The 20,541-nt window shown below is 72.4% G+C and carries 12 protein-coding genes; 9 read left to right on the top strand and 3 right to left on the bottom strand.

Annotated elements, in window-relative coordinates; genetic code table 11:
* Positions 1–87: 87 nt before the first annotated feature.
* Both ACIQU4_RS00555 and ACIQU4_RS00550 read left to right on the top strand, forming a co-directional pair.
* The gene (locus ACIQU4_RS00555) at positions 88–3,906 is read left to right on the top strand and encodes an AAA family ATPase (protein ID WP_403724004.1); all 3,819 of its coding nucleotides are present in this window, start codon (positions 88–90) and stop codon (positions 3,904–3,906) included.
* A 241-nt stretch (positions 3,907–4,147) separates the two neighbouring features.
* Positions 4,148–5,584, top strand: coding sequence for a sugar porter family MFS transporter (locus tag ACIQU4_RS00550; protein ID WP_403724002.1), 1,437 nt, complete (start codon positions 4,148–4,150; stop codon positions 5,582–5,584).
* Positions 5,585–5,633: 49 nt separating this feature from the next.
* Here the strand turns inward: ACIQU4_RS00550 and ACIQU4_RS00545 are convergent, their stop codons facing one another.
* On the bottom strand, positions 5,634–6,620 hold the full coding sequence (locus tag ACIQU4_RS00545) for an LLM class flavin-dependent oxidoreductase (protein ID WP_403723999.1): 987 nt from the start codon (positions 6,618–6,620) through the stop codon (positions 5,634–5,636).
* 63 nt (positions 6,621–6,683) lie between these two features.
* Positions 6,684–8,192: a cytosine permease gene (locus ACIQU4_RS00540; RefSeq protein ID WP_403723995.1), complete on the bottom strand. Its 1,509-nt coding sequence runs from the start codon at positions 8,190–8,192 to the stop codon at positions 6,684–6,686.
* A gap of 152 nt (positions 8,193–8,344) precedes the next feature.
* Here ACIQU4_RS00540 and ftsY point away from each other — a divergent pair, with 152 nt between their 5' ends.
* On the top strand, positions 8,345–9,565 hold the full coding sequence (gene ftsY / locus ACIQU4_RS00535) for a signal recognition particle-docking protein FtsY (RefSeq protein ID WP_403723993.1): 1,221 nt from the start codon (positions 8,345–8,347) through the stop codon (positions 9,563–9,565).
* An 88-nt stretch (positions 9,566–9,653) separates the two neighbouring features.
* Here ftsY and ACIQU4_RS00530 read toward each other — a convergent pair whose 3' ends face one another.
* Complete coding sequence (locus tag ACIQU4_RS00530) at positions 9,654–10,322, bottom strand: bifunctional DNA primase/polymerase (RefSeq protein ID WP_403725884.1); 669 nt, start codon at positions 10,320–10,322, stop codon at positions 9,654–9,656.
* Between the two features lie 407 nt (positions 10,323–10,729).
* Between ACIQU4_RS00530 and ACIQU4_RS00525 the strand changes: the two genes are divergently transcribed.
* From ACIQU4_RS00525 to ftsH, 6 genes are all read left to right on the top strand, one after another.
* Positions 10,730–12,235 carry a hypothetical protein gene (locus tag ACIQU4_RS00525; RefSeq protein WP_403723990.1) on the top strand — a complete coding sequence of 502 codons (1,506 nt, stop codon included), beginning with the start codon at positions 10,730–10,732 and terminating at the stop codon, positions 12,233–12,235.
* Positions 12,236–12,617: 382 nt separating this feature from the next.
* Positions 12,618–13,964 carry an ammonium transporter gene (locus tag ACIQU4_RS00520; protein WP_403723987.1) on the top strand — a complete coding sequence of 449 codons (1,347 nt, stop codon included), beginning with the start codon at positions 12,618–12,620 and terminating at the stop codon, positions 13,962–13,964.
* Complete coding sequence (locus ACIQU4_RS00515; protein ID WP_030162445.1) at positions 13,961–14,299, top strand: P-II family nitrogen regulator; 339 nt, start codon at positions 13,961–13,963, stop codon at positions 14,297–14,299. Before ACIQU4_RS00520 ends, ACIQU4_RS00515 begins: the two co-directional genes overlap by 4 nt.
* Before the next feature lie 17 nt (positions 14,300–14,316).
* Positions 14,317–16,758 (top strand): [protein-PII] uridylyltransferase, encoded by a 2,442-nt coding sequence (locus tag ACIQU4_RS00510; RefSeq protein WP_403723984.1) that lies wholly within the window; start codon positions 14,317–14,319, stop codon positions 16,756–16,758.
* Between the two features lie 136 nt (positions 16,759–16,894).
* The gene (gene ffh / locus ACIQU4_RS00505; protein ID WP_403723982.1) at positions 16,895–18,466 is read left to right on the top strand and encodes a signal recognition particle protein; all 1,572 of its coding nucleotides are present in this window, start codon (positions 16,895–16,897) and stop codon (positions 18,464–18,466) included.
* Between the two features lie 136 nt (positions 18,467–18,602).
* Positions 18,603–20,528, top strand: a complete 1,926-nt coding sequence (gene ftsH, locus ACIQU4_RS00500; RefSeq protein WP_403723979.1) for an ATP-dependent zinc metalloprotease FtsH — start codon at positions 18,603–18,605, stop codon at positions 20,526–20,528.
* Positions 20,529–20,541 lie beyond the last annotated feature (13 nt).

The raw sequence follows: 20,541 nt of genomic DNA, 5'->3' as shown, positions 1-20,541 counted from the left end.
GCCAGGTGGGGGGCCGATTCCTTTAACGTCAGTTGTGCCCTGCACCTTCATGGGTGAAACCGAACGTGAAAGGTAGAGTCCGGCGGCGTGCACCTCAAGTCCCTGACCCTGCGTGGCTTCAAGTCCTTCGCCTCCGCAACGACCCTGCGCTTCGAGCCCGGCATCACGTGTGTCGTGGGCCCCAACGGCTCGGGCAAGTCCAATGTGGTGGACGCGCTGTCCTGGGTCATGGGGGAGCAGGGGGCCAAATCCCTGCGCGGCGGCAAGATGGAGGACGTCATCTTCGCCGGCACCACCGGGCGGCCGCCGCTCGGGCGGGCCGAGGTGTCACTGACCATCGACAACTCCGACGGCGCCCTGCCGATCGAGTATGCCGAGGTCACGATCACGCGCATCATGTTCCGCGGCGGCAGCAGCGAGTACCAGATCAACGGTGACACCTGCCGGCTGCTCGACATCCAGGAGCTGCTCTCCGACTCGGGCATCGGCCGCGAGATGCACGTCATCGTCGGCCAGGGCCAGCTGGACTCCGTCCTGCACGCCGATCCGATGGGCCGGCGCGCCTTCATCGAGGAGGCGGCCGGCGTACTCAAACACCGCAAGCGCAAAGAGAAGGCGCTGCGGAAGCTGGACGCGATGCAGGCCAACCTCGCGCGCGTGCAGGACCTCAACGAGGAACTGCGGCGCCAGCTGAAGCCGCTGGGGCGGCAGGCCGCGGTGGCCCGTCGGGCGGCCGTCATCCAGGCCGACCTGCGAGACGCGCGGCTGCGGCTGCTCGCCGACGACCTGGTGACGCTGCGGGGCGCGCTCGACGCGGAGATCGCGGACGAGGCGGCGCTGAAGGAGCGCAAGGAGGCGGCCGAGGCGCAGCTCGCACAGGCCCTTCGGCGCGAGGCGGAGCTCGAAGAAACGGTGCGGCAGTTGACGCCGCGGCTCCAGCGGGCGCAGCAGACCTGGTACGAGCTGTCGCAGCTGGCCGAGCGGGTACGGGGGACTGCGTCCCTGGCCGACGCGCGGGTCAAGTCGGCCTCGGCCGCGGCCCCGGAGGAGGAGCGGCGCGGCCGCGATCCGGAGGACATGGAGCGGGAGGCCGCGCGGATCCGCGAGCAGGAGGCGGAGCTGACGGCCGCGCTGGAGGCGGCGTCGCGGGCGTTGGAGGACACCGTCGAGCACCGGGCGGAGCTGGAGCGGTCGCTGGCCGCGGAGGAGCGGCGGCTGCGGGACGCGGCGCGGGCCATCGCCGATCGGCGCGAGGGGCTGGCGCGGCTGAAGGGGCGGCTGGGCGCGGCCCGGTCCCGGGCCGGGGCGGCGCAGGCGGAGATCGACCGGCTGGTGGCGGCGCGGGACGCGGCCGAGTCCCGGGCCGGGGCCGCCCAGGCGGAGTACGAGGCGCTGGCCGAGGAGGTCGGCGGGCTCGAAGACCCGGCGGTGGACGAGGAGTACGCGGCGGCGCGGGCGGAGCTCGCGGCGGCGGAGGCCGCGCTGGCGCAGGCACGGGACGCGGTGGCGGCCGCGGAGAAGTCGCGGGCGGCGGTGTCGGCGCGACGGGACGCGCTGGCGCTCGGGCTGCGGAGGAAGGACGGCACGGGGGCGCTGCTCGCCGCGCGGGAGCGGTTGGCGGGGCTGCTGGGGCCGGCGGCGGAGCGGCTGTCGGTGACCCCGGGGTACGAGGTCGCCGTGGCGGCGGCGCTGGGCGCGGCGGCGGATGCGCTGGCGGTGTCCTCGCCGGGCGCGGCAGCTGCCGCCATCCGGCATTTGAGGGCCGCGGACGCAGGCCGAGCCACCCTCCTGATCGCGCACGCACCGACCGGGATCCCGATCCCGGGCCAGGCCGATGCCGAGCCCCTGGCGGATGCGCCGTCGGGGATCCCCTTCCCGGGCCAGGCTGCCACCGGCGTCGATGCCGCTCCTTCCCGAAACCGAGGCTCCGCCCCGGACCCCGCGCCTCCAACGCCGGTGGAGCTGGAAGGGCCTGACCGGGGTTCGGTCCTGGACCCGGCGGGGATGGAAGGGCCTGACCGGGGCTCCGCCACGGGGCCCGGCGCTCAGGCGTCGGCGTCGCCCGCCGCGGGGGCCGTGTCGGCGCCGGCGTCTGCCGCCGGCGGTGTCGTGCCCGCCGGGGGGCTGGTGCAGGGGGATGTCGCTCTGCTGCGGGCCGTGGGGTGGGTGTTGCGGGAGTACGTCGTCGTCGGGGGGCTCGACGAGGCCGAGCGGGTGGTCGGTGCGAGGCCCGATCTCCTGGCCGTGACCCTGGACGGGGACGTGCTCGGTGCGCACCTCGCTCACGGCGGTTCCGCCGGGGCTCCCAGTCTGATCGAGGTGCAGGCCGCCGTAGACGAGGCGGATGAGGAGCTCGTCCGGCTGGATGCCGAGTGCGCGGAAAGCGGCTCGGCGCGGGACCGGACCCACGCGCTGCGGCGGGAGCTCGCGGCGCGGGTCGAGGAGATCGGCGAGCGGCGGCGGGCCGGAGAGCAGGCTCGGGCCGGGGTGGCGCAGCAGCTGGGGCGCCTCGCCGGGCAGGCGAAGGGCGCCGCGGGCGAGGCGGAGCGCAGTGCCGCCGCCGCGGCCAAGGCCCAGGACGCGCTGGAGCAGGCGCTGGCCGAGGTCGAGGAGTGCGCCGAACGGCTCGCCGTAGCCGAGGAGAACGACCCCCTCGGGGATGGTGGTGCGGGGGAGCCGGACACCGCCGTGCGGGACCGGCTCGCCGCCGACGGGGCCAACGCCCGCCAGACCGAGATGGAAGCCCGGCTCCAGCTCAGGACCCACGAGGAGCGGGTCAAGGGGCTGGCCGGGCGCGCCGATTCGCTGGACCGCGGCGCCCGCGCCGAACGCGAGGCCCGCGCCCGCGCCGAGCGCCGCCGGGCGCAGCTGCGCCACGAGGCCGAGGTGGCCCGCGCCGTCGCCGACGGAGCCCGGCAGCTCCTCGCGCACCTGGAGGTCTCGCTGCGCCGGGCCGAGCAGGAGCGCGCCGCCGCCGAGTACGCCAAGGGCCTGCGTGAACGGGAACTCGGCGAGGCCCGGACCCGCGGCCGCGACCTCAAGGGCGAGCTCGACAAGCTCACCGACTCCGTGCACCGCGGCGAGGTGCTCGGGGCCGAGAAGCGGCTGCGCATCGAGCAGGTGGAGTCGCGTGCGCTGGAGGAGTTCGGGATGGAGGCGGCGAGCCTCGTCGCCGAGTACGGGCCGGACCAGCCCGTACCGCCGAGCCCGCCCGCCGAGGGGGAGGACCCGGACGCCGACGCCGAGCCGGGGCCCTTCGTACGGGCCCTGCAGGAGAAGCGGCTGAAGGCGGCCGAGCGCGCGTACCAGCAGCTCGGCAAGGTCAACCCGCTCGCCCTGGAGGAGTTCGCGGCGCTGGAGGAGCGTCACCGCTTCCTCAGCGAGCAGTTGGAGGATCTGCGCAAGACCCGGGCCGATCTCCTTCAGGTAGTGAAGGAAGTCGACGAGCGCGTCGAGCAGGTGTTCACCGAGGCCTACCGGGACACGGCGCGGCAGTTCGAGGGGGTGTTCTCGCGGCTGTTCCCCGGCGGCGAGGGCCGGCTGATCCTCACCGACCCCGACAACATGCTGACCACCGGCGTGGACGTGGAGGCCCGCCCGCCGGGCAAGAAGGTCAAGCGGCTCTCGCTGCTCTCCGGCGGCGAGCGCTCGCTGACCGCCGTCGCCCTGCTGGTGTCCATCTTCAAGGCCCGGCCCAGCCCGTTCTACGTGATGGACGAGGTCGAGGCCGCGCTCGACGACACCAACCTGCAGCGGCTGATCCGGATCATGGAGGAGCTCCAGGAGAGCTCGCAGCTGATCGTGATCACCCACCAGAAGCGGACGATGGAGGTCGCCGACGCGCTGTACGGCGTCTCCATGCAGGGCGACGGCGTCTCCAAGGTCATCAGCCAGCGGCTTCGCTGACCTGCCTCTTGTCTGTCTGCCCGCCTTCCTTTCGAGAAGTGAACACCGGGTGCCGGACTGCGCCCGACCCGCCTGATTACATGCGAACTTCTCCCGGCCTATTGACTTCAAGAAATGAACACATAGGCTCGCTCCCGCTGCCTTTCCCTTCGGGTGGTGCCGGATCTTCAGCTGTGCGCCACTGGAAGGAACCACCCCCACCCAGCCCGTCACCGCAGCCGGGCACCCGCAGGAGCAGACCTTGACCAGCAGCACAGCGCAGGAGCCGGTGCCGGGCGGCGGCGGCCGGGCCGCTCACCCCGACCACCTCGCGCACGTCATCTTCATTGCCGCCGCGGCCGCCATGGGCGGCTTCCTCTTCGGCTACGACAGCTCGGTCATCAACGGCGCCGTCGTGGCCATCCGCGAGCGGTTCGACGTCGGTTCGGCCGTACTCGCCCAGGTGATCGCCGCCGCGCTGATCGGCTGCGCGCTCGGTGCGGCCACGGCCGGCCGCATGGCCGACCGGATCGGCCGTATCCGCTGCATGCAGATCGCCGCCATCCTGTTCACCGCGAGCGCGATCGGCTCGGCCCTCCCCTTCGCCCTCTGGGACCTCGCCGTCTGGCGCGTCATCGGCGGCTTCGGCATCGGCATGGCCTCCGTCATCGGCCCCGCCTACATCGCCGAGGTGTCCCCGGCCGCCTACCGCGGTCGGCTCGCCTCGTTCCAGCAGGCCGCGATCGTCATCGGCATCGCCGTCTCCCAGCTCGTCAACTGGGGGATCCTGAACCTCGCCGACGGCGACCAGCGCGGGGAGATCGGCGGCCTCGAAGCCTGGCAGTGGATGCTCGGCGTCATGGTCGTCCCGGCCGTGCTCTACGGGCTGATGTCCTTCGTCATCCCGGAGTCCCCCCGCTTCCTGGTCTCCGTCGGCCGCACCGACGAGGCCAAGAAGGTGCTCACCGAGGTCGAGGGCTCGAAGATCGACCTGGACGGGCGCGTCGCCGAGATCGAGCACGCCATGCACTCCGAGCACAAGTCCACCTTCAAGGACCTGCTCGGCGGCCGCTTCGGCTTCCTGCCCATCGTCTGGATCGGCATCGGCCTGTCCGTCTTCCAGCAGCTCGTCGGCATCAATGTGATCTTCTACTACAGCTCCTCGCTGTGGCAGTCGGTCGGCATCGACCCGAGCTCCTCGTTCCTGTACTCCTTCGAGACCTCCGTCGTGAACATCATCGGTACGGTGATCGCGATGATCTTCGTCGACCGGATCGGCCGCAAGCCGCTCGCGCTCATCGGCTCGGTCGGCATGGCGATCTCCCTGGGGCTCGCCGCGTGGGCCTTCTCCTACAAGGACACCAGCGGCGGCGACATCGCCCTGCCGCACGCCCAGGGACTCGTCGCCCTCATCGCCGCCAACTGCTTCGTCCTCTTCTTCGCCCTGTCCTGGGGCGTGGTGGTCTGGGTCCTGCTCGGCGAGATGTTCCCCGGACGCATCCGCGCCGCCGCCCTCGGCGTGGCGGCCGCCGCCCAGTGGATCGCCAACTGGGCCATCACCGTCTCGTTCCCGTCGCTGTCGGACTGGAACCTGTCCGGTGCGTACGTGATCTACGCGATCTTCGCCGCGCTCTCGATCCCGTTCATCCTCAGGTGGGTGCCGGAGACCAAGGGCAAGGCGTTGGAGGAGATGGGGTAACCACCCCCGCCAACACCCCCTCTCCTCTTACGGCAGGTGCTGCCCCCGCTCAGTCCTTGAGCCGGGGCAGCACCTGTTCGCACAACAGGTGCAGGCTGCGCCAGCCCTCGTCCAGCGGCATCCCGCCGCACAGCGGGTGCAGCACCAGGTTCCCCGCCTCGCCCGCCCCCCGGGCGTACGCGACCGCCTCGTCCGGGGTCAGCACCCGGTACACGCCCTCCGCGCGCAGCTCCGCCACCGTGCGCGCGGCCGACCGTACGGCGCTGCGGATGTCCTTCGACTGCCACGAGGCGTACATGCCCGCCTCGTGCAGGAAGCGGTCGCCGTACTCGGCCCAGACCCGGTCCGGGTCCTCCGCGATGTGCAGCAGCGGCGTCTCGGCCGCGGGCATCATGCAGAAGCCCTCCGTCCCGTGCTCCGCGAGCTGCGCCTGGTAGTACGCCTCCAGCTCCGGCAGGTGCGCGCTGGGGAAGAACGGCAGCCCGAGCCGGGCCGCACGCCGGGCCGCGGCCTGGGAGCTGCCGCCGACCAGGAGCAGCGGGTGCGGCTGCGTGAAGGGCCGCGGGGTGACCCGTACGGTACGGCCGCGGTACTCGAACGGCTCGCCGGTCCACGCCCGCAGCAGGGTCTCCAGCAGCTCGTCCTGGAGCCGGCCGCGCCGGCCCCACTCGACGCCGTGCTGTTCGTACTCCTCGGGCCGGTAGCCGATTCCCGCGACCGTGACGAGACGGCCGCCGCTCAGCAGGTCGAGGACCGCGACGTCCTCCGCCACCTTCAGCGGGTCGTACAGCGGGCCGATGATCGCCGAGACGGTGACCGCGATCCGGCGGGTGGCCCCGAAGACCGCGCCCGCGAAGGCGAACGGCGAGGGCAGCCAGTTGTTGGCGGCGCCGTGGTGCTCCTCGGTCTGGACGGTGTCGATGCCGCGGTCGTCCGCGTACCTCGCCATCTCCAGCGCGGCCTTGTAACGGGCGGAGAGGGTCTCGGGGGTGCCGTTCGGGTCGACGAGATTGAACCGGGCCACGGTGATGGGCATGGAGAAGTCCCCCTTCGCCGGATGTGGGTGCGCGGGCGAAGGGGGACGCTAGCTGACGTTGCGTCAGTTGGACAGGGATCCGGCGGAGGCGAGCGCGGGCTCCCCGGCCTCGGTCCCGGCCGCGGGAGCCGCCGGAGCCGCCGTGCGCGGCAGTACGGCGTACAGCACGCCGGAAGTGACGATGCCGGCCGCCCAGCCCAGGCCGTTCTGCCCGATCCAGGTGCCGGCGAGCGGTCCGCCGAACCAGTCGACCTTGGTGAAGAGCAGCCCCACGACCAGGGCCAGGCCCCACGCGGTCATGGCCTGCCAGGCGTACCCGCCCCGGTACCAGTAGGCGCTGGTGCGGGTGGTGTCCAGCAGCGCGGCGCCGTCGTACGAGGTCCGCCGCAGCATGTCGACGCCGAAGACGCCGATCCACGCGGAGAACGCCACGGCCAGCAGCGTCAGGAAGGAGATGAACGAGCCGAAGAAGCTGGTCGCGACCACCATCAGCAGGAAACCGAAGACCAGGCTGATGACGGCGTTGACGCTGACGGCCGCCGCGCGCGGGACCTTGATGCCGAGGGTCTGCGCCGTGAAGCCGGCCGAGTACATGGACATCGAGTTGATCAGCAGCATGCCGACGAGCGCGATCAGCAGGTACGGCACCGCGATCCAGGCGGGCAGCAGATTGCCGATGAAGGAGACCGGGTCCTGCGCCGTGGCCAGGTCCGGGGTGCCGACCGCCATGACCGCGCCCATGAGCACCATCGGGATCACGACGACGGCCGCGCCGCCGATCGTCGCGCCGACCATGCCCTTGGCGGAGGCCGTACGCGGCAGGTAGCGGGTGAAGTCCGGGCCGGACGGGACCCAGCTGATGCCGCCTGCGGCGATGGTGCCGATGCCGGCGATCATCATCGCCGTCGAGCCGGCCGGCTTGTCGAAGACGGCGGACCAGTCGGTCTCCGCGACCAGATAGCCGAGCACGAGCACGCTGAAGGCACCGAAGAGGTACGTCGACCAGGTCGAGCACACGCGCAGCGCGCTGATGCCGAGGCCGGACACCAGGAAGGTACAGCCGACGAAGAGCAGCAGGGTGACCAGGATCAGGGCGGTGTTCTTCCGCACGCCGAACAGCAGGTCCAGCACGGTGAGCATGGCGAAGGCGCCGCTGACCGCGTTGATGGTCTCCCAGCCCCAGCGGGCGACCCAGATCAGGGCGCCGGGGAAGAGGTTGCCGCGCTGGCCGAACACGGCCCGCGAGAGCGCCATGCCGGGGGCGCCGCCGCGCTTCCCGGCGATCGAGATCAGCCCGACGATCCCGTACGAGACGACCGGCGCGGCGATCGCGACGACCAGCACCTGCCAGATGTTGAGCTTGTTGAAGATCACCAGGCCGGCGCCCATGGTCAGCAGCAGCACGCTGATGTTGGCGGCGACCCAGGTCGGCACGAGCTCGCGGACCCGGCCGCTGCGCTCGCTGTCCGGGACGGGCTCCAGGCCGCGGGTCTCCATCGACGCCTCGGCCGAGGTCGGGGCGGAGGTCTCGGTCGGCGTCGGTATCGCGCCGTCGGCGGGCTCGGCAGGCATGCGGTACTCCGGTGGGCAGGGCGTACGGGTAAGTCGCCCATCATCGTAGATGTGCTGCCAAGTCCACAAATAGAGGCTTACGGCGTAGCCGGAACCGCCGGAACCACCGGAGACGGGGGTCCGGGGCCACCGTGGCAGATACTGGACGGGTTATGGACATCCTCATCCTTGCTGTAGTCATCGCCCTGGTCGCGGTCGGCGCGATCAGCGGGCTCGTGGTCAGCAGCCGCAAGAAGAAGCAGCTGCCGCCCTCGGCACCGTCGAGCACGCCGACCATCACTGCCCCGCCCGCCGAACCGCAGGTGGGGGAGGACGCCGTAGAGACGGCGGAAGAACCCCGCCGCACGATCGAGGAGGTCGGCCTCCCCGAAGCGGAGGCCGCGGCTCCCGAGGCGCCCGCCGTCGTCGCCGAGCCCGAGGCGCCGGCCGCCCCCGAGATCGAGGTGCCCGAGCCCACCGCCGGCCGCCTGATCCGGCTGCGCGCCCGCCTCGCCCGGTCGCAGAACTCGCTCGGCAAGGGGCTGCTCACGCTGCTCTCGCGCGAGCACCTCGACGAGGACACCTGGGAGGAGATCGAGGAGACCCTCCTGATCGCCGACGTCGGTGTCGTGCCGACGCAGGAGCTCGTGGACCGGCTCCGCGAGCGGGTCAAGGTGCTCGGCACCCGCACCCCGGCGGACCTGCGCGCCCTGCTCAAGGAGGAGCTGCTGACCCTGGTCGGCACCGACTTCGACCGCGCCGTGAAGACCGAGAGCGGTACCGACACCCCGGGCGTCGTGATGGTCGTCGGCGTCAACGGCACCGGCAAGACCACCACCACGGGCAAGCTGGCCCGCGTGCTCGTCGCCGACGGCCGCTCCGTGGTGCTCGGCGCGGCCGACACCTTCCGCGCCGCCGCCGCCGACCAGCTCCAGACCTGGGGCGACCGCGTGGGCGCCCGTACGGTACGCGGCCCCGAGGGCGGCGACCCGGCCTCGATCGCCTACGACGCGGTCAAGGAGGGCATCGCCGAGGGCGCCGACGTGGTGCTCATCGACACCGCCGGCCGCCTCCACACCAAGACCGGCCTCATGGACGAGCTCGGCAAGGTCAAGCGCGTCGTGGAGAAGCACGGCCCGCTGGACGAGGTCCTGCTGGTCCTGGACGCCACCACCGGGCAGAACGGCCTGACCCAGGCCCGCGTCTTCGCCGAGGTCGTGGACATCACCGGCATCGTGCTGACCAAGCTCGACGGAACCGCCAAGGGCGGCATCGTCGTCGCCGTCCAGCGCGAGCTCGGCGTCCCGGTCAAGCTCGTCGGCCTCGGCGAGGGCCCCGACGACCTCGCCCCCTTCGAGCCGGAGGCGTTCGTGGACGCCCTGATCGGCGACTGAGCGCAGACCGTACGCGGTGCACGCAGCCCGTACGCATGACAGCGCCCCCGCGTTCCGGCCGGAACGCGGGGGCGCTGTCATGGGCCCCCTAGCGCCGGAGCCGGTGGCAGATGTATGCGAGCGTGCCCAGCAGCAGCCGGGCCTGCGGCGGGCCGCCCGCGGAGTCCAGCGCGGGCGGGCGCAGCCAGCCGACCGGGCCCAGGCCCGCGTGGTCGGACGGCGGGGCGGTCAGGAAGGCGCCGGGCCCCAGGGCCCGCAGGTCGAGGTCGGCGTCGTCCCAGCCCATCCGGTACAGCAGCTGCGGCAGCCCGGCGGCCGCGCCCGGGGCCACGAAGAACTGGGCCCTGCCGTCCGGGGTCGCGGTGACGGGCCCGAGCGGCAGGCCCATCCGCTCCAGGCGGACCAGCGCCCGGCGTCCGGCCTCCTCCGAGACCTCGATGACGTCGAAGGCCCGGCCGACGGGGAGCAGCACCGCCGCACCGGGGTAGCCGCCCCAGGTCTCGGTGACCTCGTCGAGGGTGGCGCCGGCCGGGACGGTCGGAGCCAGGGGGAGCGGATGCGCCCCCGGTGCGCTGCAACTCGTATGACCGCAGGAGCAGCCGCGGGCGGGGGCCGCGGCGCGGGCGCCGGGGACCACGTCCCAGCCCCACAGTCCGGTGTACTCCGCGACCGCCGTGCACTCCGAGCTCCGGCCGCGGCGCCGCGAGCCGGAACGGAACTCCTTGGTGCTGCGGCTGCCGCCGATCGTGAAGCCCATGCCCATGCCCCCTCCAACGGGTCGGACGCGCAGGTGGTTACGACGTCGGCGGGACGGGATGCGGGGCCGGTTCGAGCCCGGTGCCCGGAGGGGCTGCCCGGCGCACTCCTCGCCGCGCGCGCCCCTGGTGCACTCCCGTCCATCCGATCGTTTTCGCCTCGGTGTCAAGTGAATCGCGCCTGGCGGGTGGCTAGTTCATTCAAAGGGGTGGCGAATGGTGGCGTTTCTGCGATCGACCTCGCGGAGGGGGTGATCGTAGGATTACTTTCAGTGCACCAAACCCCGAAGGCGGGCCGTCCGTGGTTATGCCGGAGGCAACTTGTGGAGGACCTGTGAAGGTCCGTGGCGGCGCTCGCCGTCCCAGCCAGGGTTTCGTGTGAAGAGGCTGAGTGGATGGGGGCGTTCCAGTGAGCGGCAACGGCGCAAGCGGAACGAGCGTGGAGCCGGAGGTCCCGGGCTCCGCGGCCCGCAATGAGCAACTGACCTCCTGGTTCGTCCGCAGCGGCTGGTCGAAGGGCGAGCTCGCCCGCCAGGTGAACCGGCGCGCCCGGCAGATGGGCGCCCACCACATCAGCACGGACACCTCCCGGGTACGGCGCTGGCTCGACGGCGAGCAGCCCCGCGAGCCCGTCCCGCGGATCCTGTCCGAGCTGTTCTCCGAGCGCTTCGGCTCCGTCGTCGCCATCGAGCAGCTGGGGCTGCGCACCGCCCACCAGACGCCCTCCGTCTCCGGCGTCGACCTGCCCTGGGCCGGCCCGCAGACCGTCGAGCTGCTCGGGGAGTTCTCCCGCAGCGACCTGATGCTGGCCCGCCGCGGCTTCCTGGGGACCTCGCTGGCCCTCTCCGCCGGCCCCGCCCTCATCGAGCCCATGCAGCGCTGGCTCGTCCCGGTCGCCGCCGCCGACCCGGGCCCCCGCGAGGCGGGTGCGCCCGGCGCCCTCAGCGGCCACCGCCCGCCCCGGCTCTCCGAACCGGAACTCGGCCTCCTCGAAGCCACCACCGTCATGTTCCGCCAGTGGGACGCCCAGTGCGGCGGCGGACTGCGCCGCAAGGCCGTCGTGGGGCAGCTGCACGAGGTCACCGACCTGCTCCAGGAGAACCACCCGGCCCCCGTCATGCGCCGGCTCTTCAAGGTCGCCGCGGAACTCGCCGAACTGGCCGGCTGGATGAGCTACGACATCGGCCTGCACCCCACCGCGCAGAAGTACTTCGTCCTCGCGCTGCACGCCGCCAAGGAGGGCGGGGACAAGCCGCTCGGCTCGTACATCCTCTCCAGCATGAGCCGCCAGATGATCCACCTGGGCCGCCCCGAGGACGCCCTGGAACTCATCCACCTCGCCCAGTACGGCAGCCGCGACTGCGCCGGCCCGCGCACCCAGGCCATGCTGTATGCGATGGAGGCCCGCGCCTACGCCAACATGGGCCAGCCCAGCCGCTGCAAACGAGCCGTCCGGATGTCCGAGGACACCTTCTCCGACGTCGACTTCGGCGGCGAGCCCGAACCCGACTGGATCCGGTTCTTCTCCGAGGCCGAGCTGAACGGCGAGAACTCCCACTCGTACCGCGACCTGGCCTACGTGGCCGGGCGCAGCCCCATGTACGCCTCGCTCGCCGAACCGGTGATGCAGCGGGCCGTGGACCTCTTCGAGAAGGACGACGAGCACCAGCGCTCGTACAGCCTCAACCTGATCGGCATGGCCACCGTGCACCTGCTCCGGCGCGAGCCCGAGCAGGCAGTCGTCCTCGTCGACCGCGCCCTGAAGGTGGCGGAAAAGGTGCGCTCCGAACGGGTCAATACGCGGATCCGCAAGACCGTCGACACCGCCGCCCGTGAGTACGGCGACGTCGCCGACGTGGTCCAGCTGACCGACCAGCTCGCCTCCCGGCTCCCCGAAGCCGCGGAGGCCGTCTGACGGCCCGCGCGGCCGCCCCCGAAGGCCCCGGCCGCGGCAGTCACCCCGTGAAGCCCGATCAGGCTCCCCCAGCCAGGTCACCCCGGGTGCTGCCGCGGCCGGTCCCCTTTTTTGCGCCTGAACCGGCGCCCCTCCCGCGGAGGTGGTACCTCGCCGTCGTGGTTCCTCAATTGATGGTTGCCGTGTTCATCGTGCTGTAACAGCCAGGACGCCTTCGTCATCGGCGCGAAACACCCAGCGGCGCCGCCGGAAACCGGCCTGCGCGAATCTCAGGGCCAATAACCGGCCAGCCCCCAGGCCCCCACCCCCGGCCTTACGCCTTGCGCCGCTCAGGTTTTCACGATCGCCCGCACGCGAACGTACCGACGACGAGGAGACGCCGATGGCATCAGCCATCACGACCCTCGCGGCAGACGCCCCGACGCTCTCTGCCGCGAACACCGGGTTCATGCTCATCTGCTCCGCCCTGGTCATGCTGATGACCCCCGGGCTCGCCTTCTTCTACGGGGGCATGGTCCGCGTCAAGAGCAGCCTCAACATGCTCATGATGAGCTTCATCAGCCTCGGGATCGTCACGATCCTCTGGGTCCTCTACGGCTTCAGCCTCGCCTTCGGCACGGACGCCGGCAGCATCATCGGCTGGTCCTCCGACTACGTCGGCCTCAGCGGCATCGGCATCACCGAGCTGTGGGACGGGTACACCATCCCGGTCTACGTCTTCGCGGTCTTCCAGCTGATGTTCGCCGTCATCACCCCCGCCCTGATCAGCGGCGCCCTGGCCGACCGCGTGAAGTTCAGCGCCTGGGCCCTGTTCAGCGCCCTGTGGGTCACCGTCGTCTACTTCCCCGTCGCCCACTGGGTCTGGGGCGCCGGCGGCTGGCTCTTCGAGCTCGGCGTCATCGACTTCGCGGGCGGCACCGCCGTCCACATCAACGCCGGCGCAGCGGCCCTCGGCGTCATCCTGGTCATCGGCAAGCGCGTCGGCTTCAAGCGGGACCCGATGCGCCCGCACAGCCTCCCGCTCGTGATGCTCGGCGCCGGTCTGCTCTGGTTCGGCTGGTTCGGCTTCAACGCCGGCTCCTGGCTCGGCAACGACGACGGCGTGGGCGCGGTCATGTTCGTCAACACCCAGGTCGCCACCGCCGCCGCCATGCTCGCCTGGCTCGCGTACGAGAAGCTGCGCCACGGCTCCTTCACCACCCTCGGCGCCGCCTCCGGCGCGGTCGCGGGCCTCGTCGCCATCACCCCCTCCGGCGGCTCCTGCTCCCCGCTCGGCGCGATCGCCATCGGCGCCATCGCCGGTGTCGTCTGCGCCATGGCCGTCGGCCTCAAGTACAAGTTCGGCTACGACGACTCCCTCGACGTCGTCGGCGTCCACCTCGTCGGCGGAGTCATCGGCTCGCTGCTGGTGGGCTTCTTCGCCACCGGCGGGGTCCAGTCCGACGCGGCCGGCCTCTTCTACGGCGGCGGCCTGGAGCAGCTCGGCAAGCAGGCCATCGGAGTCTTCTCCGTACTCGCCTACTCTCTCGTGGTGTCCGCGATCCTGGCCTTCCTCCTGGACAAGACGATCGGGATGCGGGTCACCGAGGACGACGAGGTCTCCGGCATCGACCAGGTCGAGCACGCCGAGACCGCCTACGACTTCAGCGGAGCCGGCGGCGGCGCCTCCTCCCGGAGCACCGCCGCACCCGCCCCCGTTGCCGCCGCGAGCAAGAAGGTTGACGCATGAAGCTGATCACCGCGATCGTCAAGCCGCACCGGCTCGACGAGATCAAGGACGCCCTCCAGCGGTTCGGAGTCCAGGGGCTCACCGTCTCCGAGGCCAGCGGGTACGGCCGCCAGCGCGGCCACACCGAGGTCTACCGCGGCGCCGAGTACACCGTGGACCTCGTACCGAAGATCCGTATCGAGGTGGTCGTCGAGGACGACGACGCCGAATCGGTGATGGACGTCCTGGTACAGGGCGCCCGCACCGGAAAGATCGGTGACGGCAAGGTGTGGAGCGTCCCCGTGGACGCGGTCATCCGCGTCCGCACCGGCGAGCGCGGCGCAGAAGCGCTCTAGGCGACGGGAGCTCCTGGGTGACGAGCGTCGAAAAGACCACGACGGGTGATTCCGACGAACCGTCCGCCTCGGGACCCAGCGGTTACGCCGCGGCCCGGCTGCGACTCCTCCAGGAGGAGTCGCGGTCCGGGCCTTCGCGGCGTTCCGCGCTGGCCGGGCTGACCGACGACTGGCTGAACGCCCTGTTCACCACGGCCCTGCGGGAGACCGGGGTACGGGGCGCCACCCTCGTCGCCGTCGGCGGCTACGGGCGGGCCGAACTCTCCCCGCGCAGCGACCTCGACCTGCTGCTGCTCCACGACGGCAAGGCGGAGCCGCGGGCGCTGAGCGCGCTGGCCGACCGCATCTGGTACCCCGTGTGGGACCTGGGCGTGGCCCTCGACCACTCGGTGCGGACCCCGGCCGAGGCCCGCAAGACCGCCGCCGAGGACCTCAAGGTGCACTTGGGGCTGCTGGACGCCCGGCCGGTCGCGGGCGACGCGGGGCTGCTCGCGGGCCTGCGCACCTCGGTGCTGGCCGACTGGCGCAACCAGGCCGCCAAGCGGCTCCCGCAGCTGCACGCGCTGTGCCGGGAGCGGGCCGAGCGGGCCGGTGAGCTGCGCTTCCTGCTGGAACCCGACCTCAAGGAGGCCCGCGGCGGGCTCCGCGACGCCACCGCGCTGCGGGCGGTCGCCGCGTCGTGGCTGGCCGACGCCCCGCGCGAGGGGCTGGCCGAGGCCCGGCGGCGGCTGCTGGACGCGCGGGACGCCCTGCACCTGGTGACGGGCCGGGCGACCGACCGGCTCGCGCTCCAGGAACAGGACCAGGTCGCGGCCCAGCTGGGGCTGCTCGACGCGGACGCGCTGCTGCGCGAGGTGTACGAGGCCGCGCGGGTCGTCGCGTACGCCGGGGACGTGACCTGGCGGGAGGTCGGACGGGTCCTGCGGGCCCGGGCGGCCCGGCCGAGGCTGCGCGGGCTGCTGGGGACGCGGGGGGCCGCGGCGGCCGAGCGGGCGCCGCTCGCGGAGGGCGTCGTGGAGTCCGACGGCGAGGCCGTCCTGGCCCTGGCCGCCCGGCCCGACCGGGATCCCGTGCTGGCGCTGCGGTTCGGGGCCGCGGCCGCGCAGGCCGGGCTGCCGGTGTCGCTGCACGCCGTACGACGGCTCGCGGCGCAGGCCAAGCCGCTGCCGGTGCCGTGGCCCGCCGAGGCGCGGGAGCAGCTGCTGACCCTGCTGGGGGCGGGGGAGCCGACCGTCGCGGTCTGGGAGGCCCTGGAGGCGGAGGGGCTGATCACCCGGCTGCTGCCCGACTGGGAACGGGTGCGGTGCCGGCCCCAGCGCAATCCCGTGCACACCTGGACGGTGGACCGGCACCTGGTGGAGACGGCGGTACGGGCCTCCGCCCTGACCCGCCGGGTCGGCCGGCCCGACCTGCTGCTGATGGCTGCCCTGCTGCACGACATCGGCAAGGGCTGGCCGGGGGACCACTCGGTGGCGGGCGAGACGATCGCCCACGACGTGGCCGTACGCGTGGGCTTCGACGAGCGGGACGCCTCCGTGCTGGGCGTGCTCGTACGCCACCACCTGCTGCTGATCGACACCGCGACGCGGCGCGACCTCGACGATCCCGCGACGGTCCGGTCGGTCGCGGAGGCCGTGGGATCGCTCGGCACGCTGGAGATACTGCACGCGCTGACCGAGGCGGACGCGCTGGCCACCGGCCCGGCGGCGTGGAGCACGTGGCGGGGCTCGCTGGTGGCGGACCTGGTGGCGCGGGTGGCCGCGGTGCTGCGGGGCGCGCCGCCCGCGGCGGCGGAGCCGGCCATCGCGACGACCGACCAGGAACGCCTCGCGGTGGAGGCGCTGCGCACCGGGGAGCCGGTCCTGGCGCTGCACGCGCGCCAGGAGGAGGACGAAGCGGTCGGGGTCGAGCTGGTGGTGGCGGTCCCGGACCAGCCGGGGGTCCTCCCGGCGGTGGCCGGTGTACTGGCCCTGCACCGGCTCACGGTCCGGGCCGCCGACCTGCGCTCGCTGGAGCTGCCGGAGCTGGCGGGAGAGGTACTGGTCCTGCGGTGGCGGGTGGCGGCGGAGTACGGGTCGCTGCCGGAGGCGGCGCGGCTGCGGACGGACCTGATCCGGGCGCTCGACGGCTCGCTGGACGTCCCGGCGAAGCTGGCGGACCGCGAGGCGGCGTACCCGCGGCGGCGCGGGGTGGTCCCGCCGCCGCCCCGGGTCACGGTGGTCCCGGAGGTGTCCTCGCTGGCCACGGTCCTGGAGGTGCGTGCTCCGGACGCGATGGGTCTGCTGCACCGGATCGGGCGCGCGCTGGAATCCTCCGGGGTGCGGGTGCGCAGCGCGCACGTCTCGACGCTGGGAGCCAACGCGGTGGACTCCCTGTACGTGGTCGACCCCGACGGCAAACCGCTGCCCCCTGCCGCCGCCGCGGCCCTGGCTGCCGCCCTGGAGGCCGCCCTCCGCTGACCGGGGGTCGGGGGCCCGCCGCGCGTGGTCCGGGGGCGGAGCCCGGGGCCGGAAACGGGCGGGTCCCCGGACGGGGGGAGGGCCCGATACCCTGGGGGGCGACCACACGCCCCCGACCCGAGGAATCGCGACCACCGTGTTCGATACGCTTTCCGACCGCCTCAGCGCGACCTTCAAGTCCCTCCGGGGCAAGGGCCGCCTCTCCGAGCAGGACATCGACGCTGCGGCGCGGGAAATCCGTATCGCCCTCCTCGAGGCCGACGTCGCCCTCCCCGTCGTCCGCTCCTTCATCGCGAACGTCAAGGAGCGCGCCCGCGGCGAAGAGGTCTCCAAGGCCCTGAACCCGGGCCAGCAGGTTCTCAAGATCGTCAACGACGAGCTCGTGTCGATCCTCGGCGGCGAGACCCGGCGGCTGCGCTTCGCCAAGACCGCGCCCACCGTGATCATGCTCGCCGGCCTCCAGGGTGCCGGTAAGACCACCCTCGCCGGAAAGCTCGGCCTCTGGCTCAAGGGCCAGGGCCACTCCCCGCTGCTCGTCGCCTGCGACCTCCAGCGCCCCAACGCCGTCAACCAGCTCAGCGTCGTCGCCGAGCGCGCCGGCGTCGCGGTCTACGCGCCCGCCCCCGGCAACGGCATCGGCGACCCGGTGCAGGTGGCCAAGGACTCCATCGAGTACGCCCGCACCAAGCAGTACGACATCGTCATCGTCGACACCGCCGGCCGCCTCGGCATCGACTCCGAGCTGATGCAGCAGGCCGCGGACATCCGCGACGCCGTCAGCCCCGACGAGATCCTCTTCGTCGTCGACGCCATGATCGGCCAGGACGCGGTCAACACCGCCGAGGCCTTCCGCGACGGCGTCGGCTTCGACGGCGTCGTGCTCTCCAAGCTCGACGGCGACGCCCGCGGCGGTGCCGCGCTCTCCATCGCGCACGTCACCGGCAAGCAGATCATGTTCGCCTCGAACGGCGAGAAGCTCGACGAGTTCGACGCGTTCCACCCCGACCGCATGGCGGGCCGGATCCTCGACATGGGTGACATGCTCACCCTCATCGAGCAGGCCGAGAAGACCTTCAGCCAGGCCGAAGCCGAGAAGATGGCGGCCAAGCTGGCCAAGGGCCCCAAGGAGTTCACGCTCGACGACTTCCTGGCCCAGATGGAGCAGGTCCGGAAGATGGGCTCCATCTCCAAGCTGCTCGGCATGCTCCCCGGCATGGGGCAGATCAAGGACCAGATCAACAACATCGACGAGCGCGACGTCGACCGCATGGCCGCGATCATCAAGTCGATGACCCCGGCCGAGCGCCAGGACCCGCACCTCATCAACGGCTCGCGCCGCGCCCGTATCGCCAAGGGCTCCGGTGCCGAGGTCAGTGCCGTCAAGAACCTCGTCGAGCGCTTCTTCGAGGCCCGCAAGATGATGTCCCGCATGGCGCAGGGCGGCGGGATGCCGGGGATGCCGGGCATCCCCGGGATGGGCGGCGGCCCCGGCCGGCAGAAGAAGCAGATCAAGCAGGCCAAGGGCAAGCGCAAGAGCGGCAACCCGATGAAGCGCAAGGAGGACGAGGCGGCGGCAGCCGCCCGCCGCGAGCAGGGCCCGCAGAGCGCCCCGCCCGCGACCGGCAGCCCGTTCGGCCTTCCCGCCGGCGGCGGCCAGTCCGGCCAGGACTTCGACCTTCCGGACGAGTTCAAGAAGTTCATGAAGTAAGCCGCAGCCGTACGACGGCGTACGGAAAGGGCCCTGGCGGGATCATCCCGCCAGGGCCTTCCTCGTAGGTCCTGCGGGCGCAATGGTGCGTTATATCCCTTATGGTCGGCCACGAGGACGGCAGTAAGGAGGCCACGTGCCCAGCCCCACCCCCGTACCGCCTCGCGAACGCGCCGATACGCCCTGGCGCTCCGAGGGCGCGCCGACGCCGCCGCCCAAGAGGAAGATGCCCGGGGGCTGGCGCGGACTGGTCCTCGCCGCACTGGTCGTCTTCCTGCTCGCCAACGTGGCCCTGTCGTACTTCAACCAGGGCGACGAGCCGACCGTCTCGTACACGGAGTTCAGCAAGCAGGTCGCCGAAGGCAACGTCTCGAAGATCTACTCCAAGGGCGACGCCATCCAGGGCGAGCTGAAGAACAAGCAGCCGCTGCCCGACGGCGACAAGGGCGACTACACGAAGTTCGTCACCCAGCGCCCGGCCTTCGCCGACGACGACCTGTGGGCGAACCTCAGCAAGCACAACGTCGTCGTCACGGCCTCCCCGGTCGTCGTGCAGCGCAGCTTCCTGGCCAATCTGCTGATCTCGCTCGCCCCGATGCTCCTGCTGGTCCTCCTGTGGGTGTTCATCGCCCGCCGCATGGGCTCGGCCATGGGCGGCGTCGGCGGGCTGGGCCGCAAACAGCCGCCCAAGCCCGTCGAGCTGGAGGGCGGCAAGCGCACCACCTTCGCCGACGTGGCCGGCATCGACGAGGTCAAGGGCGAGCTCAACGACGTCGTGGACTTCCTCAAGAACCCCCAGCAGTACCGGGCCCTGGGCGCCAGGATGCCCGGCGGGGTGCTGCTCGCCGGACCGCCCGGCACGGGCAAGACGCTGCTGGCGCGGGCGGTCGCGGGCGAGGCCGGGGTGCCGTTCTTCTCCGCCTCCGCCTCCGAGTTCATCGAGATGATCGTCGGCGTGGGCGCCTCCCGGGTCCGCGAACTCTTCTCCGAGGCGCGGAAGGTGGCCCCCTCGATCGTCTTCATCGACGAGATCGACACCATCGGCCGGGCCCGCGGCGGCGGGGCCGCCATGGGCGGCCACGACGAGCGCGAACAGACCCTGAACCAGATCCTGACCGAGATGGACGGCTTCTCCGGCTCGGAGGGCGTCGTGGTCCTCGCCGCCACCAACCGGCCCGACGTCCTCGATCCGGCGCTCACCCGCCCCGGCCGCTTCGACCGCACGGTGTCGGTCTCCCCGCCCGACCGGGCCGGCCGTGAGGCCATCCTGCGGATCCACACCCGGGACATCCCGCTGGCCGCCGACGCGGACCTCGACCAGGTGGCCCGCACCACTCCCGGCATGACCGGCGCGGACCTCGCCAACCTGGCCAACGAGGCCGCCCTCCTCGCGGTGAAGCGCAAGCAGAGCCAGGTCACCCAGGCCGACTTCATGGACGCCCTGGAGAAGGTCCAGCTGGGCGCCGCCCGGTCGCTGATCATGCCGGAGGAGGAGCGCCGCCGCACGGCCTACCACGAGAGCGGCCACGCCCTGCTGGGCATGCTCCAGCCGGGCGCCGACCCGGTCCGCAAGATCACGATCGTGCCGCGCGGCCGGGCGCTCGGCGTCACCCTCTCCACCCCCGACGCGGACCGCTACTCGTACACGGAGGAGTACCTGCGCGGCCGCATCATCGGCGCGCTGGGAGGCATGGCGGCCGAGCACGTCGTGTTCGACGTCATCACCACGGGCGCGGAGAACGATCTGGAACAGGTCACCAACCTCGCCCGCGGCATGGTCGGCCGCTGGGGCATGAGCGAGCGCGTCGGCCGCCTCACCGCGATCCCGGCGGACGCGCAGAGTCCGTACGGGCTGCTGGCGGCACCCGCCACCCTCGACGCGGTGGACCACGAGATGCGGCGGATCGTCGACGAGTGCTACCTGGAGGCCTGCCGGCTGCTGCGCGAACACCGGCCGAAACTCGACGCGCTGACCGAGGCCCTGCTGGCGAACGAGACCCTGGACGAGCCGGCCGCCTACGAGGCCGCGGGCATCCCCCGCCTCTCGAAGGAGGCGAAGTAGCGGGGGACGCCCC

Origin of the sequence: Streptomyces sp. NPDC090741, from assembly GCF_044769045.1 — a bacterium.
Classification (GTDB): domain Bacteria; phylum Actinomycetota; class Actinomycetes; order Streptomycetales; family Streptomycetaceae; genus Streptomyces.
The sequence above is the reverse complement of the archived record's forward strand: the minus strand, read 5'-3'. Positions and strand labels throughout refer to the sequence as shown.